Raw genomic sequence first — 23,615 nt, forward strand, 5'->3', positions numbered from 1 at the left:
TGTTCACTGGGCCGACCCACACCCGGCGAGCACAATCAGACAGGCTGCGCCGCGCCCTCTGGGTCGCGATCCGCGAGCAACCCCTCATCGTCTGCAGTGAAGAATCTGAAGCCGTTGGCGCGGTATGGGTCAGCGTCGGGCCGGAAAGGCGTTGGGGCAGGCTGCTCGAAGTTTGTCCGCGGTCAGATAGATCAGATCACCGGCTCGATGAATGCGTTCGGATTCCCTGGACGGAGCTTCGGGCACGGACTGTTGCGCGTCGCCGCGGATGATCTGGGCCAGCAGGCCAAAGCCGTCTGCCCAGCTGCTCAAGTCGTCTCTAACCGCTGGATCGGAAACCGACTGCGCTGCGGCGCGCGCCTTTTCGTTGAGTGCGACGGTGCCATCGGCTTTGGCGGATGGGTTGTTGTCGCCTCGGGCTAGCGCATCCATGGAGCTTTCCGAATCCGCCCGCCAAAGCTGGGCCAATTGCGCCACCACAGCGCAGTCGTCGGCGCTAGCGGCGGGTGACGCGCGGTGGTGTCGCACCACCCAGGCCATGCCCAAGATCACGCCGGCAACCGCGACAAACGCCGTGGTGATCGCTGCAGAGCGCCGGTACCGACTCGTGGTCATGTCAGCGGCCCGAAACCACCCGCGGCGTGCCCGCGGGCATCTGGAAAGCACCGCCGACCGAGGTGGGCAACGACATGCGCTGGCGCGAGTAGCGGTTGTTCTGCACGGCACCCAGCAACACCGCGTCGAACTCTCGATCAGCCGCCGCCGTTGCTGCCAGTCGCTGGACCAGCTCCGCTTCGCGCTCCCGCGCCGCATCGGCAAAGCACCGAACACCTCCGGCACTCCGCAAAGGTAACCGCCGTTTCTCCTACCAGCAATCCAGATCTAATGAGTTGGCGCGGCTTACGCGGATACGGTTCCCTTCAAGTCGTGCTGCGCCCTAACTCAGACTTGCCACTCGCCGCCCACTTGGGCGACGTGCAAGTCGCCGGTAGCGGGCAGCGGAGACGGCGATGTAAGCAAAGAAGCGGTGTTCGGGTCTACCATCCGCAAGGTGACCATGACACCACCGCCCTGGCCAGCACCGCCCCCAGTTCAGCCGCGTCGTCGTTTGGTGTTTGCGCTCATGGCGCTAACTACGTTGCTATCGGCTGCTGCTTTAACCGCCGCCGTTTTGGCCCTGACAAACTCTACGCCTGACCCCACATACACAGCGACGCAAAAAGCCGCCGCAAAAACAACCATGTGTGACAGATACAAACTTGCTGCACGAAGTGTGCAGATCGAAACTAAAACTCCGGACAATACCGCACTAGCGCGGATTTCTCTCACCAACGGAGCCGTCATGCTTGAAACTGCGGCCATGGATCCTGCGCTCGATACGGCCGCTCGCACTGATGCACGTGCTTTAGCCCTCGCATACCAGGATCTGACGGTCATGGGCACCAATGGCGTGGCCGGAGAAGCGCAGTTCCAGGCCGCGATGGACGCGGTGAACGAGAAGGATCGCGTGATGAAAGAACTGTGCGGTGACTGATCTACCGCCCGGCGAGTGGTCTCTGCTGTTGGTGGGGGCATGGTGGCCCGCGCCACCTAGCGAACCGACTGCGGGCAAGACGTACTGGTCTGACCAAGCTGACGTCAAGGGGCGTGAGGCCGAGCACGTGCAAAGCCAACGCACACAATTCGGATCTCGAAACCGCGGCCGCACCGCCGAAGACATGCTGGAGCGCTTCCGGGTCGGAAAGGAGCGTTTGCTCGACGCCCAAGACCACTGTCGCGCTAAGAGTAGCGCCAGTCGCGCTGTGGCCGACGCGGTGACCGAACTTCGCAGCCGGCTAACCGGCACCGCCTCGCAGGGCAACCAAGCGATCAGAGACATCCTTAAGAAAAACGAGCCCGAAGCCGCGAAGCTCACCGAGGTAATCAACGCGATCAACAACGCTAACGACGAGGCGGCCGCCGCCGGGATGGCTGCCAACAATGCGATAATTGATGCAACCCAGCAGATGTTCACCAAAATGGGTGTCGATGCTGGGGCGCGCGAGTGGCTCGAAAAGAATGGGGCTAGTTTCGAGGCACCGCCGCGCCGGCCACCGCTGACCGCCGATGAGATGGTCGCCACAGCGGCTGGTGTCGAAATCACCGATGGGCGAGCCGGCAACGACGGTCTACCGTTCCCGTTCGGGAACGGCGGAGACGGCCAGGCGGGCGCAGACTCGATCCCACCGAAAGTCGGTGGCGACAGCGCCGTAGGGCCGGCAGCAGGACAAGGCGGTGCATCTAATCCGGCGGACGCAGCGAGCGCCTCTGGCCCAGTCACCGTTCCGGCGGGAGCTACCGGCTCGGGTGGCGGCAACGGCGCCGCCGCCGGCAACGACACAAATGGTGGAACAGCAGCAGGAAGCGCCAGCCACGGGACCGGTAGCAGCGGAGGGATCAGCAACGCCAGCAGCGGACCCGCAGCCGGAAACGCCAGCCGGGGAACCAGCAGCAACGGAGGGATCAGCAACGCCAGCAGCGGACCCGCAGCCGGAAACGCCAGTCGGGGACTGGACAGCACCGCGGCCGGCGCCGGTAGCGGAGGATCTGGCATCAGCGGCATACCGGGCGGCGGCGGATCCGGGCTGGGCGGCATCCCCGGCGGCGCACCAGCGAGTGGCGGGATGTCGCCCCTCACGTCCTCCATGCCAGGGCTCGGCGGTGGAGGCAGCGGTACTCCCGCTACGTCGCCCGCAATTTCGGGTGGTGTTCCAGCCCAGGCGTTCGCCTCGGGAATGCCCGGTGGGCCCGCAGGACCGGGCGGGCCGACTTCGCCGCTGCACGGGGGGATGGAGGGCTCTGGGCTTTCCCAGTCGTCGGCTCCACAGGTTCCGCCGTCGCCGTCGTCAACGCCGATGGCGGGCGGCATGCTCGGCAACCTGAGCCATCTGGCCGGCTCCACCCCGGAGGTCGCCCCTACAGCTCAGACCGCGGGCGCGACGGCGGCGACGCCCACTCCAGCGTCTCCGCCCGTGACTGCCGGACCGACCCCGGTGTCATCGGCACCTATCAGCGCGGGTCCGGCCGCGCCCTCGGGTCCGTTGCCCGGCTACGGGGCGGATCTGCGCCCGGCAGCCGGGGCAGCCCCGGGAGTGCCCACAGCGGCTGGTGGTGGGCCTGCGGCGCCGACATCGCCGTCGGCGCCTGGTGGCCCCACCGCCCCAGCTTCGGGTGGAACCACGGTGGCCTCCTCCGGCGATCGTTCGACACCGGGAAGGCCGACCCCTGGTCCCGGCGGGCAGTCAGGCGCGGCGATGGCCGGCGGTATGGCTGCGGCGAGCACTGCCGGGGCTGGCGCCGGCACCGCCGCCAAGCGCTTGGCCGAGCACCAGGACCTGCAGCGCAAGGTTGACGCCGTCGCTCGTCAGGCACCGAACCTTGTGTGGGCAGCCGGATTACGCGATGACGAGACCACCACCGTGGTGGTGACCGATTTGGCCGGCGGCTGGATTCCACCTACGGTCAAGCTCCCGCCCGGAGTCGCTCTGCTTGATCCAGCGCACCGCCGCCGTGGCACGAGCGCGGTCGATCTGCTCGGTGCGGTGATTGCCGCAGCAACCCACGAGCCGAACACTTACATCACCGAGGCCGCCCCGCACGATCCGGTTCCCGGGTCCGGGGAACGCGCCCGCTACGGCCAGCATCTCGACGAACTGGGTCCGACCCTGATCGACGCCGCCGGGGCCAGTAACCGGTTGCCGCGCATCGTGCAGACCGTCGCACAAGCGATGGCCCGCAGATCCGGTGTTGCCGATAACGAGGTCGAGCTGTTCCGGCAGGTGGCCAGCGACACCGCGGCGCGAGTACTGTCGGCCTATCCCGAGCACGCCCCCAGGGATGTCGCCGACTGGATGCTGTTGGCCGCCATCGATGCCCTGATCGAGGGAAGCGAGGAACTCGCCCGCTATCACCTGGCGTGGCACCAGGCGGTGGCGGTACCGCATGGAGGGTTTACGCCATGACAGACCCGATCGAAGTCAACCCGCTGGACTACCTGGCCATCGCCGCCGGCCTGCCGCCGCTGCCGATCCCGCCGGGCCCGGTCCACCCGGGCGGAACGTCGCCGGTTGACGCCACGATGGCGGCCTTTGGTGCTGCAACCAACCTGAACCTGGTCGAGACAAACACCCACCTGGCCGAAGACCATGCCGATCGCACCGGCCATGCCACCGACGCGGCCCAAAAATTCGCTACCAACGAAGCCGACGCCGTGTCGAAGTTCCAGGACGTCGCCGGCCAGGGCGACGCCACCGTGGCGCAGCAAGGTTCCCAGGAAGCCATGGGCGGAGCGATGCAGGGCATGACGGGGGCGATGCAGGGCATCACCAGCGCACTCAGCGGCGCGCTCGGCTCGGTGAGCAAGCTGCCGCAGGGCTTGATGCAGGCCGGCCAGGGTGCGCTCTCGCCGCTGATGAGTGCGGCGCAGTCCCTGGGGAAGGCAGGACTCGGCGGCGCCGGCGCCACGCTTGCCTCCGACATCAGTCCCGAGCCCGGCTTGGGTGGCAGTGACTTCGGCACCGGCGGAGGTGGCGGCGGCGGGCTGGGTATGGGCACCACCCCCGCCAGCAACCTCGGGCCGCCCCCGGTGCCCGGAACCTCGACACCCACGACGCCCACCAGCTCGCTGGCGAGCACCGGCGCGGCCGGTCCCACCGGCGGCACGCCCGCAACCGGCGGTGCGGGCGGCGGCGGAATGATGCCGATGATGCCGGGCGGGGCCGGTGCCGGCGGCAAGGGCGGCAAAGACGACAAGGCCGGCGAGAAGCGGATCGCTGCGCCCGGAGTCCCCAACGGCCAGCCCGTCAAAGGCCGCACCACGGCCCCGCCGAACGTACCCGTGACCAAGTCGGTGGCGAAGGATGCCGGTCCGACCGGCCTGACACCGCTGAAACGCATCGTCGACAAGGACGATTCGTCGAAGTAGCGGCTCGCGGGGCGATGCACTACTCGGCACCCAGTGTGTATATTGATGTGTATGGCTCGGTTGAACGTGTACGTCCCGGATGACTTGGCGGAGCGAGCCAGGGCCCGCGGGCTCAACGTCTCGGCACTCACCCAGGCCGCAATCAGCGCCGAGCTGGCAAATTCTGCAACCAACACCTGGCTCGACGGCTTGGAGGTCAGGAGTACCGGCGCTCGACACGACGACGTGCTGGATGCGCTCGACGCCGCCCGCGATGAGTTCGGAGCGTGACCGCACCTTCCGCCCCGTCGGCCAGGCAAGTGGTTGTCGATGCCAGTGCCATGGTGGATCTACTTGCCCGCACCCCTGATCGGTTCCACGCGGTGCGTGCGCGACTGGTCGGCACCGGGATCCACGCGCCAGCACACTTTGACGCTGAGGTGCTATCGGCGCTGGGGCGCATGCATCGCGCTGGCGTACTCACCGTTGCGCAGGTCGAAGCGGCGCTGGATGAGCTCGGGCAGGCACCGGTGACTCGACACGAGGTCGCGCCGTTGCTTTCTGGAGCATGGGCGCGCCGTGACCTTCTGCGCCTCACCGACGCCCTCTACGTAGAGCTAGCCGACACCGCAGGCCTGGTGTTGCTAACCACGGACCAGCGGTTGGCACGCGCGTGGCCTGCAGCCGAGGCCATCGGCTGACAACAGTCCGACTTCTTTCGCCGCTCAACGGTCCAGGACGAGCTCGGCGTTCTGGCGCAAGAGGAACGAGCCGATCAAGTCGACGACGACCCAGTGCCGCGCCTCATCGATGCCGGTGATGATTCCGAGGTTGTGGGTGGATCCGGCTACCTGTGCCGTCACGGGAGCGCCGACTAGCTGCTCACCGATCGGCGTCGCCGTATCGTCCACGGCGACGACCACCCGCTCACCGCCGGCGGACAGGTCTCGCAACTCCGGTGTCGTTGCGGGATCGAGTACATGTCCCGCGGCAACCCGCCCGTCCAAACCGGTCCAGGCGGCAAGAGCCCGGCTGTTTTCTACTGCCTCAGCTGTCTGAACGACCTGAGCTGCCGGCGGCTCGTCGTTGATTGCTACGTCGACGGCCAGGGGCCAACCACCGGGCACGGAACTGAACGCGCGAAAGGAGATACCGGCATCGTCCACGGCTCACCTGCCACCCCGGGCCTCATCTCCCCGGAAGCCAGGTAAGTCATCTGACCGACCTTCGTCTGAGTCGGAGCCATTCCAGCGGCTTCGACTTTCATGACCGCGACCGGGGCCTTCCCGCCACCGCGGGCGCATTGTGCCGCGGTCACGAATCCGTTGAGTCTCGTGCCCGGATCGCTCGGGTCGGGAAGGCTCACGTAGAGACCGGCGGTACACACCGTCGTCCTGGTTCCTTCGCCAACGAGTACCTGCATCCCGGGATGTAATCGCGACACCGGTCTGGGGAACACCACCGCCTTGTTGACCCCTGGCGGCAGCATATCGGCTGATTACGTTGCCGTTCCGAGCGATCCCGTTTCAGCCGAAGCGCCTTCTGGGTCACTTCCTCCGCAACCCGCCACTCCGCAAGCGACGGCTGCAGCGACAACCACTGCGGACGCCGTACACACGCGTCGAGGCGGAGATGTGTTCAAGGGCAACGACGCCGCTCGCGTCATCGGTTCGGCTCGCGCCGCGACAGATGTACTCGGAGCAGCAGGTAGGCGCCACCGAGTAAGCAGGCCACCATGCGCAGCGCAGCTAAAACCGCCATCCCGTTCGACGCGGATAAGTCGTTGATGAAGAACGGCAGCGCTAATAGCCCCAAAATTACGAGCACAATTCCGAAAGCTTCTGCGCGGCCAGGCTTCTCATCGAGACTGGGCAATATTCCTGCCACCACCAATAACGGCAGTACTACCTGGAACAGCTCACGCAACATCCGTCACCTCGCCTTCGCAGACATCGAGAACGGGAATCTACCCTCCAGCCCGTGGCAACGTCAGCTGCAGAAACCCTCCACCCCACGGTTGCAGCATCACGTCGGCGGGCCAACTCACTCGATGGTCCTGCCCCCGCAGGTAGTCGCCGCTGACACCGACAGCCTTGACGGGCTTCCCGTGGTCCTCGAAGACCAACAGACTGGCTTTGGATTCAAAGAAATTCGACCGGATCACCGGTGCGCCGACGGTTTTCTCGATGAACTCCCGCTCGGTGTATTCATGAAACAGATGCACCTCATCCCAGGGCCACGGGGTGAAGTCGCTCAGTCTGCCCGACTTACCTTGATGCAGAAGGCCTTCCAAGCCGTTGTTGAGCCGTTGATCGTTGTAGTCGATGTCCATCGATTTCCTCGTCAGCCCGCAACTCGTCACCAACATGCACAGCAATAGGACACTGAGCGCACTGCGTATCGGCGTTGCTCTGCTCACCACGGTCAGTACCCTCCTGCCGACGTTCCGTAGCCGCCAGGCTGGCCCGGATCGTAGACTCCTCCAGGCCCGGCGCCGGTTGGTGTTGGCGCCTGACCCGGTACCGCCACTTGCGTCGTCGTACCGGCCTCGCCCCAGGCAACGGTATTGCTCCAGGCCAGCTTCTCGCCGCCGGGCGCAATCACGACGGTGTCGCCCCTGTCCACAGCCTGCTGCACTAGGTCGGCAAGCTGCGCCGGGGTGGCGCTTGGGTTAGCTGCTGCGATTTCTCGTCCGACTTCGTTGTTGTACAGATCCATCGCCTCGGCGGTGGCGGGGTTGTTGGGGAGTCGTTCGTGCGCGGTCGCAAAGTCGCGGGTCCAGTCCTCGCCGAATCGTTGCGTCATCAGAGCGTTCCAGTACGCGTGCCGGAAGGCGTCGGTGTGGTTGTCGGCGGTGTCGTTGGCCCCATTCTGGGGCGGGAAGCGCACCTTGGCTTCGGTTGCGGCAGCTTCCTTGATCTGGTTCAGATCCCGCAGCGCAAACGGTGAGAGGTCCTCGAGCATGCGCGCCTCTCCCGCGGTCACGTGCACGGGGTCGGTGGCCAAACTAAGTGGCCACGGCGGCTCCCAATCGCGTTCGCCATCTGGATCCTCCGACACCTGGTACTTCTTCAAGATCTGTTCAAGCGGGTCGACCGGTGGCGGGCCGTGTAGCGGGAAATCGACCGATTGGATAGTTCGGTCTCCACGAAGCGGATACCGCCCCGTCAGCGCCTGCACCTGCGCCGCGCGGCGCTGGCTGTCGGCGGCGGCGTCGGCGACGATCCTGTGTATCTCGCGCGTCTTGCCGGCCAGGTACGCCTGGAATTGCCTAGCACCCGCCGGGGTATCCAGGCCCGGCCAGCTGGCGGCCGTCTGACGGATCTCGGCTTCCAGCGCGTCAAGACGCTGCCGCGACTGCAGGTTGTATTGGTGGGCGTCGCGCAGGATACCCTCGAAAGACCGGTCGAGCTGAACCGACGTCGCCAACCGCTGCACCAGCTGCCCTTCCCGCACCCGCGCCGCGTCGGCGAACGCCCCTAACACCTCCGGCATAGCGCAAAAGCTACGCGTATCGGCGTCATCGCGTCACCGGTAGTGACTGGTTCCCGCTGGCTGACGCCAGTATTGTCGTCGCGTGCGGTTGTTGCGCGTGCGTAAAAGGAGCAGCTAGGTCATGCCGCTGAGCCTGTCGAACCGGGACCAGAATTCCGGTCACCTGTTCTACAACCGTCGGTTGCGCGCGGCCACCACCAAATTCTCGGTGCGCATGAAGCACGACGACCGCAAGCAGACCGCCGCGATCGTGCTGTCCATCGTGTTGATCTTCATCGGCATGGGCTGGATGCTGCTGCTGAACGTGCTGCGTCCGGCCGGAATCGTGCGGACGTCGGCGATCGTGGGTGACCGTGACTCCGGGGCGATCTACGCCCGTATCAACGGCCGGCTCTATCCGGCACTCAACATGACCTCGGCCCGGCTCGCCGTCGGTAACGCCGAGCTGCCCACCTGGGTCAAGCCCGCGGAGATCGCCAAGTACCCGACCGGCCCGATGATCGGCATCCCCGGCGCGCCGGCGTCGTTGATCGCCAGCACCGGCGCACCGTCGGCGTGGGCGGTCTGCGACACCGCGGGGTCCCCGCGGCGGGCCGAGCCGCCGGTGGTGACCGCGATCGCGGGAACCTTGAGCCGTGTCGGACGCGCGGCACCGCTGGCGTCGGATGCCGCGGTGTTGACCCGCTTTCAGGGCGCCACCTATGTCATCTGGGGCGGCAAACGCGCCCAGATCGACCCGGCGGCCCGGGCGATCACCCTGAGTCTGGGCATCGACCCGGGCACGACCGTCCCGGTGGAGATGTCGCGGGCGCTGTTCGACGCGCTGCCCAGCACCGAACCCCTGCGCGTTCCGGTGATCCCGTTGGCCGGCACACCGTCGCAGTGGGTGCCCGGCTCCCAGGTCGGCGCCGTCCTGGAGACCCGAACAGCCGGCGGCGGCTCACAGTTCTACGTGCTGCTGCCCGACGGGGTACAGAAGATCACCAGCTTCGTGGCCGACCTGATCCGCAGCGCCAACTCGTTCGGATCGGTGGCGCCGCTGGTGATCAGCCCCGACAAACTGGTCAACATCCCCGAAGTGGGCACCCTGCCGGTCGAGTACTACCCGAACAGCCGGCTCAAGTTCGTCGACACCGCCGCCGACCCGACGACCTGCGTCGGATGGGAGAAGGCCTCAACCGATCGCCAGGCCCGGATCACCGTGTTCAACGGCCGGGGCCTGCCGGTGTCGCCGGGGATGGATAACCGGATCGTCCGGCTGGTGCGCGACGATCGCACCCCGGCATCGGTGGTGGCCAACCAGGTGCTGGTGTTGCCGGGTGCGACCAATCTCGTCACATCGACCAGCGCACTGCTCGACTCCGACACCCGCGAGACCCTGTTCTGGGTGTCTCCCAACGGGGTTCGGTACGGGATCGCCGCCGAGGACGAGACGCTGCGTGGCCTCGGACTGGACCCGTCCTCGGCGCAGCAGGCGCCGTGGCCGCTGCTGCGCAGCTTCGCGGCCGGCCCGGAACTGTCCCGGCATGCCGCTCTGCTGGCACGCGACACCGTGGCGTCCACCGGCGCGGTGATGCCGGTGGCACCCAACAATCAGCAGGCCGTCCCGGGAGGGCACTGACCGATGTCGAAACGAGCATTCGTTCCGGTGCGCCTGCAGGTTCCCGAGCCCAAGCCGGTGCGGGTCGCCCCCCGGGCGCCCGATGCTCTGCCCGAACGTGAACCGCGCAACCTGTGGGTGATGATCGGTCTTCCCGCGCTGGTGGTCGCGCTGATCGGCACGATCGTGATGCTGTACGTCTCCGGCGTGCGCAGCCTGGGCTCGGGCATGTTCCCGATGGTGGGCATGGCCGGCCTGGGCATGCTGATGTTCTCCGGGCGGTTCGGGCGGGCGCGCAAGATCAGCTGGGGCGAGCAGGAGAAGAACCGGCGCAGCTACCTGCGTTCGCTCGACGGCGAACGCGACGAGATCCAGAAGGCGGTCTGCGCCCAGCGCAGCGCCCAGGAGATGGTGCACTCCCACCCGCAAGGGCTCGGTGCGGTCATCGGCGGACCGCAGATGTGGGAGCGCCGCCGCTCCGACCCGGATTTCCTCGACGTCCGGGTGGGCGTCGGTGTGCAACACGCTCCCGATTCGGTGTTGTCGGTGCAGTGGCCGGAGATCCCGGTCGATGAGGAGCTCGAGCCGGTCACCGGGCAGGCGCTGCGCGACTTCATCCTGGAACAGCGCAAGATTCGCGACATCGCCAAGGTGGTCAACCTGCGCTCCCGCCCGGGATTCAGCTTCATCGGCGAGGACCTCGACCGGGTCCGTTCCCTGCTGCGATCGGTGCTCAGCGCGCTGGCGGTGTTCCACAATCCGCTCGACGTCAAGCTGATGGTGGTGACCCGTCACCCCGAGCTGTGGTCGTGGATGGTGTGGTTGCCGCACAACCAGCACGACGAACTGTTCGACGCCTGCGGCTGGCGCCGGCTGGTGTTCACCACCCCCACCGAGCTGGAGTCGACGCTCGGGGCCGACCTGCACATGAAGGGCAAGCGCGGCGCGTGGCGGCCCCCGTCGGCGCCGAGTCCGACGACCATGGGCTCGCCGCTGGAGACCGGCGGCGACGGGCACGATCTCGGGCCGCACTGGGTGATCGTCGACGACAACACCGGCAGCCCCGAAGCCTGGGAGAGCGTGGTCGGGCGCGTCGGCAAAGAGGGCATCACCGTCTTGCGGGTGGCCTCCCGGCTCGGCACCGGGGTCGGGTTCGCCCGTGACGAGATCTTCGAGCTCGTCGACCATCCGACCCGGCACAGCCGCACCGACGAGCCGCCCGCGGCCCACCGCAGAAACGGCCGCGGCGTCGCGCCGTCCCAACCGCCGATGTTGCGCGCCGGCGGCAAGTTCTTCGCGCACGCCGATCAACTGTCGGTGCCACGCGCCTACCGCTACGCCCGCGCGATGGCGCGCTGGTCGCCGACGGCGAGCGTGGACGTCACTGATTCGGGCAGCGGCGCACTGGAACTGCTGCGCGCGCTGGGAATCGACGACGCGCGCGAGCTCAACGTCGACCGGCTCTGGGCCGAGCGGCGCAGCCGCGGGGACGAGCGGTGGGCCGAGATCCCGGTGGGAGCCAAACCCAACGGCGAGTTGCAGAACGTCGTGCTGCGCGCAAAAGACTTCGGCGGCTTCGGCTTCCACTCGGTGGTGATCGGCACCAGCGGTTCGGGCAAGTCGGAGTTCTTCCTGTCGCTGGTGTACGGCATCGCGCTGACCCACTCGCCGGAGACCTTCAACGTCATCTTCGTCGACATGAAGTTCGAGTCCGCCGCCCAAGATATTCTCGGCATCCCGCACGTATCGGCGGCGTTGTCCAACCTCGGCAAAGACGATCGGCACCTTGCTGAGCGGATGCGGCGCGCCATCGACGGCGAGATCGCCCGGCGCTACCGGCTCTTCAACTCGGTGGGCGCGCGTGATGCCAACGACTACGAGGAGATCCGGCTGGCCGGACGCGATCTGGAGCCGGTGCCGATCCTGCTGGTCGTGATCGACGAATACCTGGAACTCTTCCAGAACCACGGCAAGTGGATCGACCTCATCATCCACATCGGCCAGGAAGGCCGCGGCGCCAACGTCTTCTTCATGCTCGGCGGTCAGCGCCTGGACCTGTCCTCATTGCAGAAAGTCAAGTCCAACATCGCTTTCCGCGTCGCGTTGCGCGCTGAATCCGGTGACGACAGCCGCGAGGTGATCGGCTCGGACGCCGCGTACCACCTGCCGTCGAAAGAGAACGGCTTCGGACTGCTCAAGGTCGGCCCGCGGGATCTGGACCCGTTCCGCTGCTTCTACCTGTCGGCCCCGTTCATCGTGCCGAAACGCAAGGCGTCGACAGCCAAGACTCTCGACATGACGTTGACCAAACCCCGCCTCTACACCTGGCAATACCAACCGCTGGACGAAGCGGACGCCCAAGCGCTGCAAGACATGTCGGCCACCGACGCCGAACCCGACGAGTTCCTGTTGCACGACGACGGCTTTAAGAAGAAAAAGATCGTCGACGTGTTGCGCGAGTCACTGATCGCCGCGGACCGCAAGGCGCCCCACCTGCCGTGGCTGCCCCCGCTGGAGATCTCCGAGTCGGCCGACTCCCTGGTTGCGCTGTACCGGGGCAAGGCCTGGGACGTCGACTACGGCCGCAATACCGGGCTGGTGTGGCCACTGGCGATCAAGGACATCCCCGAAGACGCCCAGCAGCTGGTGCACTGCGTCGACGTGCTGCGCAGCAACATCATGGTGGTCGGGGCCAAGAGCCGCGGCAAGACCACGGCGCTGATGACGCTGATGTGCTCGGCGGCACTGATGTACACCCCGGCACGGCTGACCTTCTTCTGCGTCGGTGGCGCCACCCTGGGCTACGCCGAGACGCTGCCGCACGTGGCCGACATCGTCTCGCCGGCCGACCGCGAGGGCGTCGAACGCACCGTGGCGACGATGGCCGCGCTGGTCAGCGCCCGCCAGGACACCTTCCGCCGCGACAAGATCGACATCAACGAGTTCCGGGAGCGGCGGTTCGGTTCCGGCGGCGACGGCCTGGGCGGCACCGACCCGAACGACCCGTACGGCGACGTCTTCCTCGTCATCGACGACTTCTCCGATCTCTACGCCGCCGACACCATCCTCGGCGACCGGATCATCGCGCTCAGCGGTGTCGGTCCGGAATACGGCGTGCACCTGATGACCAGCGCGTCGGGCTGGATCCACGGCCAGCGCCAGACCTTGCTGCAGAACTCCGACGTGCGCGTCCAGCTGCGGCTGCAGAACCCGGGCGAGAACGAGATGGGCACCGCTTCCCTCGACGCGCGCGATGCGGCCAAGCGCACCGTGAACCGGCCCGGCTTCGGGCTCACCGAGTCCCTGCACGAGATGCTCATCGGAATGCCGGAGCTGACCGCGCAGGACGGCACTCGGATCGGTACCCGCGAGCTCGGCGCCCGGGTCGCCGAGGTCGCCGGCGTCACCAAGCACGCCACCCTCAAGCGGCTCCCCCCGGCAGTGGCGCTGTCGGAGGTGCTCGCCTACGACGTCGCGCAGCGTCCGCCCGCTCAGACCGCCCCGTCGATCGCGTTCATGATCGGCGAGCAGCACGATCTGCTGCCGGTCCCGCTCGAGCTGGCCGAACATCCCGGCATGATGATCCTGGGCCGTGCGTTGTGCGGCAAGAGCGCCACCCTGGCCGCGATCGGCGAAGCGGTGATGGCCCGATTCGGCCCCGAGCAGGCACAGATCACCATCATCGACCCGAAGACCGGGCCGTTGCGCGACCTGCAGGGCCCCGGCTACGTCAACGCCTACGCCTATGACCAGGACGAGATCGACGAGGTGCTGACCACGCTGGCACAGCAGGTCCTACTCCCCCGGCTGCCCGCCAAAGGTTTGAGCCAGGAGGAGCTGCGGGCGCTCAAGCCCTGGGAGGGCCCGCGCCACTTCATCTTGATCGACGACGTCCAGGACCTGCGCCCGGCGCAGATCCACCCGGCCAGGCCACCGGTGGGTGCGGCGCTGTGGAAGCTGATGGAACGCGGGCGCCAGATCGGGTTGCACGTCTTCACCACCAGGAACTCGTCGAACTTCGGCCAGCTGGAGATGGATCCGTGGGTCAAAACGCAGCGCGCCGCCAAGGTGCCGACCCTGTTCATGGACAACGACCCACAAAACAAGGTCAGCCGGATGGTGCGTGCTCAGGCGCTGCCGGCCGGCCGCGGTCTGCTGGTCACCGACGACTCCGACGTGGAAGGTGTGCTGGTGGGCGTGCCGTCATCGATGATGCACAATTTCGAGCAGCAGTAGCCTTTTATTACCTCGGTGAAGTGACGAGCGCCGCTTCTTCGGTTTAGGATTTAGCCCGACCTGCCAGCGTCGGCACATCGGCGATGAGGCATCGGGAGGAAAACATGTTCTCTGTGGAACCGGAAGCTGTCCTGGCATCATCCGGCGTCGAGGCGGGCATCACCGCGGAAACGGCTGCGGCCGCGTCCTCGGCCAGCCCGGCACTGCTCGGCGTGCTACCCATGGGCAACGATCCTGATTCGATCGCGTTCCAGGCGGCCCTGCTCGCCTCGGGCACCGAATACCTCGGCATCGTCGCCGAGCACTCGGCGCAACGCGGGTTGTTCTCCGGGGCGCAGGCCACCGCGGCCGGTGTCTACAGCGCCACCGAGGCGCTGCGGGCAGCCACCGCCGCAATCGGCGGCTAGCCGGTGGCAGACCCGGGGTGGGCCGCCCGCACGCCGGAGACCAACGACACGTTGATCAAGTCCGGCGCGGGTCTTCCGACCATGCTGGCCAACGGCACCGCATGGGCGACGTTGGGTGCGGCACACCACGCGTCGGGAATAGCGTCGGCGATCAACACCGCGATGACCTCGGTCGGCTGGATCGGCGCCGGCTCGGCGGGCTCGGCGCTCAACGCGACAATGCTGAACGTCGCCCTGCATGGCCTGGCGGGCTGGGTGGACGTCAAGGCCCCCATCGTGGCGGCGGCCGTCGAGGCCTATCAGCTGGCCTACGGAAGCATGCGCACGGCGCAGGAGTGCGTGGAGAACCGGGTCGAGACCGAGTTCGACAACAGCATCAACTGGGCGGTGCTCGGCGCGCTGACGCCGCGGATCGCCTCCCTGGAGTTCGAGTACTTCGGGCTGTTCTGGCCCAACAACGCCGCGGTGGGTGCCTCGTACGGCGCGACGCTGACCGCCCTCACGTCCAGCCTGACCGTTCCCGCGCCGGTGGCCGGGATGGGCGCCTCGCCGGCTGCCCCGGCGGCGGCGGCCAGCGCTGTCGGCGAAGCGACATCACAGGTGGCGGCCGGCGGCGCCATGCGCGCCGCCTACACGGGCACCTCGACGGCGAGCAACGCCGCCGGACAGGGCGCGTCAGCGGCCCAGGGCATGGGAAGCCAGATGAGCTCCATGCTGGGCCCGGTGCAGCAGATCGGCTCGACGCTCATGCAGGCGCCCCAAATGCTCACCCAGGTGCCGCAGACCATGATGGGCCCGATGCAGTCGATGATGGGCATGTTCATGAACCCGAGCATGCTCGGCGGTGCGCTCAATTCCGCTGGCGCAGGCGGGGTTCCGGCGACGGCGATGTTGACCAGCGCGACAGCGACGCCGGGCGCCGGGGTCGGCGGTGGCGGCTTCGGCGGCTCAGGTGCGCCGGTGTCGGCGTTCACCCGGCCCGTCAGCGCGTTCGAATCCGGCGGCGGCCGGCCGGTGGGCTTGCGGCCCAGTGGTGCGCTGGGTTCCGTCGAGTCGCAACGGGTGACTACCGCCAGTGCCGGCGGGATGGGCGGGATGCCGATCGGTCATGGCGCCGGGGCCGGCGGACGGGGACAGGGCGACCGCTCCTCCGACCGAGCCAACACGGTGCGAGTGGTCGATGACCGGGTGTGAGCTGGGCATTCGCCGTCCACAGGGTGAATCGACACATTCCAGAGAAGTCAATACACTACCGCAAGGCAGATCCCGCCGATCCCGGGGGGTTGTTCTACAACCAAGGAGGAAACGATGGCAGCCATTGTCGTCACGCCCGAACTGATGCGGAACACCGCATCGAAGTTGAGCCAGCACATCGAACACGCTCAAGCGATCGCAAACCAGTACCTGGCCGACCACGAGAACATCTTGGGCGCCGGGACGTGGGATGGCGCGGGCTCCAAGGCCTCGTATGCCACCGCCGCCCAGATCCACGAAGACATGCAGAAAGTCCTCATCGGCGGCACCCGCCTGACCGAGGGCCTCAACCAGGCCGCTGCCCTGATGGAATCCCACGAGTCCCACTCGGAGCACGCTTTCCACTCGCTGTTCGGCGGACAGTCCGCCTAGCCCTCCTTGACTCCCCGTACTCGAAAGGACACCGATCCCCATGGCTGACGGCATTACCTACAACCCCGGTCCCGTTTCCGACCAAGCCCACAGCGTGATCAGCAGCGCCGGAACCCTCGACCAGATCCACTCTGACTCGCACCAGCTCACCCAGATGCTGACCGAGTACTTCGCCGGTCACGGCGCCACCGGTTTCTTTGAAGCGCAGGCGCAGATGCTCTCGGGTCTGCAGGGCCTGATCGAGACCATCGGCCAGCACGGTTCGACCATCGGCTCCGTGCTGGAAGGGGCCATGCAGACCGACCAGACGATCAACAGCCTTTTCTGACCACCGCCGCGGGCACCGGTGATCGCAGGTGCCCATCGCGGGTGGTGATCATGCAGCGATGACGAAGTGGGGTGTCTGCGCCTGTCGCGCAGACACCCCACTTCGCGTTTCAGACTGGGGACTCAGGGATGAGGCGGCAGTGACATGTTGACGACGACCCTCGACGGTCTGTGGGTGCTGCAGGCTGTGACCGGGATCGAAACGCTCTGCCCGGAGTTGGGCCTGCGACCACTGCTGCCGCGGCTGGATACCGCCGAACGGGCCCGGCAGCATCCGATCGCCGAGGAATTGACCGCGATCGGCGCACTCGACGGCCAAGGCGAGGCAGATCCGATGATCCGGGAATGGCTGACGGTGATCATGCGCCGCGACATCGCGTTGATGCTGCAGCTGAACTTCCCCGGCCGGCCATATGGCGACGCCCTGCACATGACCCGGGTCTCGATCAATCGGTTCGCCTCCTGGTGGGTGGTGCTGGAACGCCACGACCAGGAAGTACGGCTGTACCCGGCCGGCAGTGCCACCGATCAGGCGGCCGCGGGTGATCTGGTCGTCGGTCAGATCGAGCGGCTGTGCGGTGTCACCGAAGCCGCGCCGCTGCGGCCGGTCACCCTGGACACCAACGAGCTGCTCGAACGGGTTCGGGACTCCGACAGCCTGCGCAAGTACCTGGCGGCTCAGCGGCTCGACATCGACCAGCAGCAGCTCGTTCTGATGGCCGCCGACCCGGAGGTGTCCGGTCAGGCCAATATCGTCGCGATTCAGCCCGGCGCCGGGCCGGAGGAATTGGCCCGGATGGCCATCGGCGACACAGCGGTCCTGATCTCCGACACCCCCGCCGGCCGGGTCTGTGTGGAGAACGTCGACAACGGTGGGCGGCGCTACCAGATCGTCTCCCCCGGATCGCGCGCTGATGTCGCCAATGCGATCCTGCGGCTCATCCGCCGGCTGCCGGCCGGTGCGGACTGGCATTCACACCGACGGGTTGTGTAACAGTGAATTTGCCTGCGCACCATTATCGAGTATTACTGCCGGTCGTTAGAAAGGCCGTAAACAAGGTATCCGCCACCGTGTTAACATCACGCACGTGACGAGCCCATGGAATAGCCCCAATATGCCTGACGAAGGCGCATCCGGGCGGCGGGATCCGGCAACCGGCCACCGCTACCGGGATTCCGTATCGGACTCCATGCGCATTTCGGACCTGGCGACACCACGCAAGATTCCGCCCGGCTCGGGCTGGCGCAAACTGGTGTATTTGGCGTCGGCGAAGGTGATCAATCCGGGCGAATCCCCACGCGAACGTCATTACCGTGACCTGCGGAATAGAATTCGGCGGCACATCCGCCGGCAGTATGTCGTCACACTGGTGTCCGGAAAAGGCGGTACCGGCGTGACGACGATGGCCGCCTCCATCGGCAGTGTCTTCCGCGAATGCCGACCCGAAAATGTGATCGCCATTGACGCAGTCCCGGGGTTCGGGACGCTGTCGGATCGCATCGATGAGCACCCGCCGGGCGACTACTCGGCCGTTCTGAGCGACACCGATGTGCAGGGATATTCCGATATCCGGGAACACCTCGGGCAAAATGCCGTCGGCTTGGACGTGCTGGCCGGCAACCGCACCTCGGATCAGCTCCGACCGCTCGTCCCCGCCATGTTCAGTGGGGTGTTGTCCCGGCTGCGCCGGACCCACAACGTGATCATCGTCGACACCGCGGCCGACTTGGAGCACCCGGTGATGAAGCCGGTGCTGGAGAACACCGACACGCTGGTCTTCGTCTCCGGGATCACCGCCGACCGGTCGCGGCCCGTGCTGCGCGCGGTCGACTATCTGGCCGCCCAGGGTTATCACGAGCTGGTGTCGCGGGCGACGGTGATCCTGAACCACTCCTCTCCCATCGAGGACAGCGCCGCGGTCGCCTATCTGACTGAGCGGTTCAGCAAAACCGGTGCCACCGTGGAAGTCATGCCTTATGACGCCCATCTGGCCAAGGGCGGCATCATCGATGTCCACCATGAGGTCAAGAAAAAGACGCGCCTGCGACTATTTGAAATAACTGCCGGTTTGGCCGACAAATTCGTGCCGGACACCGAAAGGTAGTCGCGGTGACCACCCCGACGCCGGCTAAAGTCGCATTTCCGGCACGCTGCGCGGTCAGCCTCGCTTACGACAAGCACCTCGTATCGCAAGTCTTCCCGGCCGGAATTCCGGTCGAGGAATTCTTCGAGGGAATGGTCGAACTACTCGACGAGGATTTGAAGCACCACGGCTTTGACGGCGTCGCCCTTCCGCCCGGGAGTTACGAACTCCATAAAGTCAACGGGGTGCGACTGGACATCACCCGCAGCCTCGATGACCTCGGCGTACAGGACGGCGACACCCTGGTTCTGGTGCCGGTGGTCGGCGGTGACTCGTTCGAACCGCAATACGAGTCGCTGTCGAGTGCGTTGGCCGCCACGGCCCGCCGACTGGGTACCCAACCCGAGATCCAGTGCGCCGAATGCGGACACAAGGCCGACGAACAGACTGTCACCCGGTTGCTCAACGTCAAGGTTGATCGGATGTTCGCCCCGATCACCGCGGTGACCGCGGCGCACACCGCGATCGGCCTGCTGGCGATGGCGGTCGTTGTGCTCTTCGCGCTGGCGGTGCGCGCCCGCACGTTCAGCGACAGTTGGCCGCCCGCAGCAGTTTTGGCCGGCCTGGGCGGACTGCTGACGCTCGGTGCCACGGTGGTCCGCCGGAACTGGCCCGCGCGTGCCGATCTGTTCAGCGGATTCGGTTGGCTGGCGGTGATCGCGCTGTCCGGTGCGGCGCTGTGCGCGGCGCCCGGGCCGTTGGGGGCGCCGCATCTGCTGATCGGCGTGACGGTCCTGGCCATGGGCGCGGTCGCGCTCAGCGTCCTGCTGCGGTCGCAGACCGCGGTGGCCACCGCGGTCGTCACCGCCAGCGGAATCGGCGGGGCGGTTGCCGCGGCGCGGATGTGGCATCCGGTGTCCGCCCCGGTGATCGGCATCTGCATGCTGCTCGGCCTGCTGATGCTGGTGCGCATGTCCCCGACGATCGCCCTGTGGGTGGCCCGGGTGCGGCCACCGTACTTCGGATCGATCACCGGGCGGGATCTGTTCGCCCGCCGCGCCAATATGCCGATCGACACCGTCTCCCCGGTCGCCCCCGAGGACGGCGAGGACGACGAGGACGACCTGGTCGACATCTCGGCGCGGGGGGCAGCGATCGCGGCGTCGGCGCGGCTGATCAACGCGGTCCAGGTCGGTATGTGCGTGGCGATCGCGGTGGCGCTGCCGATCGCGGTGTGGATGGTGCTGGCGCCGGGCTCGACCCACCAGCGCGGCGCGGTGGCACTGTGCGGGCTGGTGGCCGGGTTGTTCATCACCCAGGGACGCGGGTTCGCCGGCCGGGTGCAGGCGATCGCCCTGGTCGGCGGGGCATGCGCTGCGGTGCTCGTCGGGATCACCAAATACGCACTGGCGGCCCCCGGTTACAGCGCGGGCGGTTTCCTTTGGCCGGCCGCGGCCGTGGCGGTCTTCGCCGGGCTGGGCCTGGCCGCGGGCCTGCTGGTTCCCGAGACGAAGTTCGTCCCGTGGATCCGGTTGGCCGTCGAATGGCTGGAAGTGCTGGCGTTCATCGTGGTGGGGGTGCTCGGCGCATGGCTGGGAGGACTGTTCGTGTGGGTGCGCAACTGAGTCGGCTGCGCACCCGGGCCGTCGCGCTGACCGCCGTGGTACTGCTGGCGGGGCTCGCCGACGTCCCGCCCTTGGCCCGGGCGATCGAGCCACCGTCGGTCGATCCTGCGATGGCGCCGCCCGACGGGCCGCCCGGTCCCGATCAGCCGATGCGGCGCTCGAACTCCTGCAGCGTCCCGATCACGGTCAGCAACCCCGACGTGGCGCAGCTCGCGCCCGGATTCGACATGCTCGGCATCGCCGCGGCCTGGCAGTACTCCACAGGCCACGGCGTACCGGTGGCGGTCATCGATACCGGGGTCACCCCGAATCCGCGGTTGCCGGCGGTTGCCGGCGGCGACTACATCATGGGTGGCGCCGAGGGCCTACACGGCTTGCAGGACTGCGATGCCCACGGCACGATCGCCGCCTCGATCATCGCTGCGGCCCCGCTGGGCGTATTGCCGATGCCCCGCCCGATGCCCGAGGTTCCCGCCTTCCCGCCACCGGCCGGCCCGCCGCCGAGCATCGGCGAACCACCGCCGCCCGCTGACATTCCCGGGCCACCGGCGCCTCCCCCGGCACCGGTTCCAGTGACCATCACCCAGACCGCGCCGCCTCCGCCTCCGCCACCGCCACCCCCGCCGGAAGAGGGCGCCATGGCACCGGCCTCGGGACCGCCGGACCCGCAGACCGAGGACGAACCCGCCGTCCCGCCGCCCCCGCCGGGCGCCCCGGACGGCGTCGTCGGGGTCGCTCCGCACGCGACGATCATCTCGATCCGCCAGTCCTCCCGGGCCTTTGAGCCGGTCAATCCGCAGCGGTTCGGCTACGACGACGAGCGGATCAAGGCCGGCACGCTGGCCACGCTGGCCCGCGCCGTCGTTCACGCGGCCGACATGGGCGCCAAGGTCATCAACATCTCGGTGACCTCGTGCGTGCAGGTGGCGGCCGCGCTCGACCAGCGGGCCCTGGGGGCCGCGCTGTGGTACGCGTCGACCGTCAAGGACGCGGTGATCGTCACCGCCGCCGGCAACGTCGGCGAAGCCGGCTGCGCCAACAACCCGATGTTCGACCCGCTCAACCCCGGCGATCCCCGGGACTGGAACCAGGTCAAGGTGATCTCCAGCCCGTCGTGGTTCTCCGACTACGTCTTGTCCGTCGGCGGCGTGGACGCCACCGGGGCGCCGATCGACAAGAGCATGTCCGGGCCCTGGGTGGGGGTGGCCGCGCCCGCCACCCACGTCATGGGGCTGTCCCCGCAGGGCGGCGGACCGGTCAACGCCTATCCGCCGGTCCGGGTCGGCGAGAAGAACATGCCGTTCTGGGGAACCAGCTTCTCCGCGGCCTACGTCAGTGGGGTTGCCGCTTTGGTTCGGGCCAAATATCCCCAGCTCACCGCCCACCAGGTGATCAACCGGATCGTGCAGACCGCGCACAACCCGCCCGCCGGGGTGGACAACCGGGTGGGCTACGGGCTGGTTGACCCGGTGGCGGCGCTGACGTTCAACGTGCCGCCGGGTGAGCCGGTGGCACCGGGATCGCAGAGCCGCGTCATCACCCCGGCGGCACCGCCACCACCGCCGGACCATCGCGCCCGGACCGTCGCCCTTGGATTCCTCGGCGCGATCGCCGTCGCGGTGCTGACCGCCGCCGTCACCGCGCGGATCCGAAGGTCCCTCAAGTGAGTCAGGACCGGGTCCGGCTGACCGGGTTCAGCGCCTCGAGCAACCGGCGGCTGCTCAGCGCCGGGGCAATCGCACTGTTCGGGTTGGCGGGGTGGGCGCTGGGCGGTCTGATCGGTGTCGCGATTGCTGTGACGCTGGCGGTACTGCTGGTGCTGGTGCCCTGGTGGGGCCAGCCGGCATGGTCGTGGGCCGCACTGCGACTTCGGCGACGGGCGACGACCGGCTGGGCCGAACCGATCACGGTGGCCAACAACCGCGCCGGCGGCGGGGTCCGCATCGCCGACGGCGTGGCGGTGGTGGCGGTGCACCTGCTGGGCAGGGCACATGCCGCCACCGTCGCCACCGGATCGGTGAACGTGGAGACCGACAACGTCATCGACGTCACCGCCCTGCTGCCGATGCTGCGGCATGCGCTCGGGCTGACGCTGGATTCGATGAGTGTGATCAGCATCGGAGCACGCCGCGCCACCACCGGCGACTATCCCCGGGTCTACGACACCGAGATCGGCACCCCGCCCTACGCCGGCCAACGCGAGACCTGGCTGCTGCTGCGGTTGCGGGTCATCGACAACACCGCCGCACTGCGTTGGCGCACCACCCTGGGCGCAACCGCGGTCGCCGTCGCCCAGCGGATCGCCGGCTTGCTGCGGTGCGAAGGCCTGCGCGCGCGGGTCGCCACCGCCAGTGATCTGGTGGAACTGGACCGGCGGCTGGGCGGCGCTTTGCTGCTGGCCGACGCCGAGCGGTGGAAGACGCTGCGCACCGAAGGTGGCTGGGTGACCACCTACGCCTACCCGGCCCACGAGATCAACGCCCAGCTGCTGGCCCAGGTGTGGACCCTGCCCGTCGACGAGGTGGTCCAGAACATCACGGTTTTCCCCGATGCGACGTGTACAGCCACCGTCACTCTGCAGACCCCGCAGCCAGCGCCGACCCCTCCGGCGGTGGTGTTGCGGCGGCTCAACGGCGAGCAGGCCGCCGCCGTGGAGGCCAACATGTGCGCTCCCCGCCCGCGGCTGCGTGGACTGCGGCCGGGGCCGCTGCCCGATACCCTGCCCGTCGAGATCGGCCCGTCGGGCGTCCTGATCGGAAAGCTGGCCAACGGCGATCGGCTGATGGTTCCGCTGACCGACTCGGGCGAGCTGAGCCGGGTGTTCATCGCCGCCGAGGACCTGATCGCGAAACGGATCATCATCCGTGCCGCCGGCGCCGGCGAACGGGTGTGTGTGCACACCGGCGACAAGGCGCGCTGGGCCAGCGTCCGGATGCCCGAAGTGTCGGTGGTCGGCGAGTCGAGGCCGACGCCGCGCAGCACGGTCAGCGTGGTCGACGGACCAATCGCCCCGTCACCGCGTCCGGCCACCGTCATCACCGTCGCGCCGCCCGGTACGCCCCCGCCGCCGCCGGACGCCGTCGAGGTGTGTATCGAGCAGATCGACCGGACCGCGGTACGGGTTGCCGCCGGCGGAAAATCGTGGCTGGCTACGGTGGAGTTGTTCCGGGCGGAAAACCGGTACTGCAGCCCGGAGGCGCTGGCGCCGATGCCGTCACGATGACCCCCGTACATGCGACAGAGGACGACAGACATTGAGTGACTTGCTGGCGG

General features: G+C 67.7%; 22 protein-coding genes. 16 read left to right on the forward strand and 6 right to left on the reverse strand.

The window, feature by feature from the left end:
- Positions 1-129: 129 nt before the first annotated feature.
- Together A5648_RS06585 and A5648_RS22470 are read right to left on the reverse strand one after the other, a co-directional pair.
- Entirely contained in the window at positions 130-615 is a 486-nt protein-coding gene (locus A5648_RS06585; protein WP_082966339.1) for a hypothetical protein, read from the reverse strand.
- A gap of 1 nt (position 616) precedes the next feature.
- The gene (locus A5648_RS22470; protein WP_082966340.1) at positions 617-847 is read right to left on the reverse strand and encodes a DUF4226 domain-containing protein; all 231 of its coding nucleotides are present in this window, start codon (positions 845-847) and stop codon (positions 617-619) included.
- A 210-nt stretch (positions 848-1,057) separates the two neighbouring features.
- Between A5648_RS22470 and A5648_RS22475 the strand changes: the two genes are divergently transcribed.
- From A5648_RS22475 to A5648_RS06605, 5 genes are all read left to right on the forward strand, one after another.
- Positions 1,058-1,534: a hypothetical protein gene (locus A5648_RS22475; RefSeq protein ID WP_234787330.1), complete on the forward strand. Its 477-nt coding sequence runs from the start codon at positions 1,058-1,060 to the stop codon at positions 1,532-1,534.
- 1,759 nt (positions 1,535-3,293) lie between these two features.
- Positions 3,294-4,001, forward strand: coding sequence for a DUF5631 domain-containing protein (locus tag A5648_RS24395; RefSeq protein ID WP_065023762.1), 708 nt, complete (start codon positions 3,294-3,296; stop codon positions 3,999-4,001).
- Positions 3,998-4,963, forward strand: coding sequence for a hypothetical protein (locus A5648_RS06595; protein ID WP_065023763.1), 966 nt, complete (start codon positions 3,998-4,000; stop codon positions 4,961-4,963). Before A5648_RS24395 ends, A5648_RS06595 begins: the two co-directional genes overlap by 4 nt.
- A gap of 45 nt (positions 4,964-5,008) precedes the next feature.
- Positions 5,009-5,233: a type II toxin-antitoxin system CcdA family antitoxin gene (locus tag A5648_RS06600; protein WP_234787308.1), complete on the forward strand. Its 225-nt coding sequence runs from the start codon at positions 5,009-5,011 to the stop codon at positions 5,231-5,233.
- Positions 5,230-5,643, forward strand: a complete 414-nt coding sequence (locus A5648_RS06605) for a type II toxin-antitoxin system VapC family toxin (protein ID WP_267887785.1) — start codon at positions 5,230-5,232, stop codon at positions 5,641-5,643. Before A5648_RS06600 ends, A5648_RS06605 begins: the two co-directional genes overlap by 4 nt.
- Positions 5,644-5,667: 24 nt before the next feature.
- Here A5648_RS06605 and A5648_RS24400 read toward each other — a convergent pair whose 3' ends face one another.
- The 4 genes from A5648_RS24400 to A5648_RS22480 all read right to left on the reverse strand — a co-directional run bounded on the left by A5648_RS24400 (position 5,668) and on the right by A5648_RS22480 (position 8,437).
- Complete coding sequence (locus A5648_RS24400) at positions 5,668-6,108, reverse strand: hypothetical protein (RefSeq protein WP_234787310.1); 441 nt, start codon at positions 6,106-6,108, stop codon at positions 5,668-5,670.
- Positions 6,109-6,604: 496 nt separating this feature from the next.
- Positions 6,605-6,871, reverse strand: a complete 267-nt coding sequence (locus tag A5648_RS06615) for a hypothetical protein (protein ID WP_065023767.1) — start codon at positions 6,869-6,871, stop codon at positions 6,605-6,607.
- 37 nt (positions 6,872-6,908) lie between these two features.
- The gene (locus A5648_RS06620; RefSeq protein ID WP_065023768.1) at positions 6,909-7,274 is read right to left on the reverse strand and encodes a hypothetical protein; all 366 of its coding nucleotides are present in this window, start codon (positions 7,272-7,274) and stop codon (positions 6,909-6,911) included.
- Between the two features lie 92 nt (positions 7,275-7,366).
- Positions 7,367-8,437 (reverse strand): DUF4226 domain-containing protein, encoded by a 1,071-nt coding sequence (locus A5648_RS22480; protein ID WP_082966343.1) that lies wholly within the window; start codon positions 8,435-8,437, stop codon positions 7,367-7,369.
- Between the two features lie 121 nt (positions 8,438-8,558).
- On the opposite strand from A5648_RS22480, the gene eccB reads away from it, so the two are divergent.
- The 11 genes from eccB to eccE all read left to right on the forward strand — a co-directional run bounded on the left by eccB (position 8,559) and on the right by eccE (position 23,565).
- Positions 8,559-10,058 (forward strand): type VII secretion protein EccB, encoded by a 1,500-nt coding sequence (eccB, locus tag A5648_RS06630; protein WP_065023769.1) that lies wholly within the window; start codon positions 8,559-8,561, stop codon positions 10,056-10,058.
- A gap of 3 nt (positions 10,059-10,061) precedes the next feature.
- The gene (gene eccCa, locus A5648_RS06635; protein WP_065023770.1) at positions 10,062-14,273 is read left to right on the forward strand and encodes a type VII secretion protein EccCa; all 4,212 of its coding nucleotides are present in this window, start codon (positions 10,062-10,064) and stop codon (positions 14,271-14,273) included.
- Between the two features lie 104 nt (positions 14,274-14,377).
- Positions 14,378-14,680, forward strand: a complete 303-nt coding sequence (locus A5648_RS06640) for a PE domain-containing protein (protein WP_064854431.1) — start codon at positions 14,378-14,380, stop codon at positions 14,678-14,680.
- Between the two features lie 3 nt (positions 14,681-14,683).
- Positions 14,684-15,874 carry a PPE family protein gene (locus tag A5648_RS06645; RefSeq protein ID WP_065023771.1) on the forward strand — a complete coding sequence of 397 codons (1,191 nt, stop codon included), beginning with the start codon at positions 14,684-14,686 and terminating at the stop codon, positions 15,872-15,874.
- A gap of 114 nt (positions 15,875-15,988) precedes the next feature.
- Positions 15,989-16,306 carry a WXG100 family type VII secretion target gene (locus A5648_RS06650; protein ID WP_064854433.1) on the forward strand — a complete coding sequence of 106 codons (318 nt, stop codon included), beginning with the start codon at positions 15,989-15,991 and terminating at the stop codon, positions 16,304-16,306.
- Positions 16,307-16,346: 40 nt separating this feature from the next.
- Entirely contained in the window at positions 16,347-16,634 is a 288-nt protein-coding gene (locus A5648_RS06655; RefSeq protein WP_064854434.1) for a WXG100 family type VII secretion target, read from the forward strand.
- A 144-nt stretch (positions 16,635-16,778) separates the two neighbouring features.
- Positions 16,779-17,627 carry an ESX secretion-associated protein EspG gene (locus A5648_RS06660; RefSeq protein ID WP_065023772.1) on the forward strand — a complete coding sequence of 283 codons (849 nt, stop codon included), beginning with the start codon at positions 16,779-16,781 and terminating at the stop codon, positions 17,625-17,627.
- A gap of 94 nt (positions 17,628-17,721) precedes the next feature.
- Positions 17,722-18,738, forward strand: coding sequence for a MinD/ParA family ATP-binding protein (locus tag A5648_RS06665; RefSeq protein ID WP_109470700.1), 1,017 nt, complete (start codon positions 17,722-17,724; stop codon positions 18,736-18,738).
- A gap of 5 nt (positions 18,739-18,743) precedes the next feature.
- Positions 18,744-20,342 carry a type VII secretion integral membrane protein EccD gene (gene eccD / locus A5648_RS06670; protein WP_082966344.1) on the forward strand — a complete coding sequence of 533 codons (1,599 nt, stop codon included), beginning with the start codon at positions 18,744-18,746 and terminating at the stop codon, positions 20,340-20,342.
- On the forward strand, positions 20,306-22,009 hold the full coding sequence (gene mycP, locus A5648_RS06675; RefSeq protein ID WP_065023774.1) for a type VII secretion-associated serine protease mycosin: 1,704 nt from the start codon (positions 20,306-20,308) through the stop codon (positions 22,007-22,009). The genes eccD and mycP overlap by 37 nt, the downstream gene beginning before the upstream one ends.
- Entirely contained in the window at positions 22,006-23,565 is a 1,560-nt protein-coding gene (eccE, locus tag A5648_RS06680) for a type VII secretion protein EccE (protein WP_065023775.1), read from the forward strand. Before mycP ends, eccE begins: the two co-directional genes overlap by 4 nt.
- Positions 23,566-23,615 lie beyond the last annotated feature (50 nt).

The organism is Mycolicibacter sinensis (genome assembly GCF_001673565.1).
Taxonomy (GTDB): domain Bacteria; phylum Actinomycetota; class Actinomycetes; order Mycobacteriales; family Mycobacteriaceae; genus Mycobacterium; species Mycobacterium sinense_C.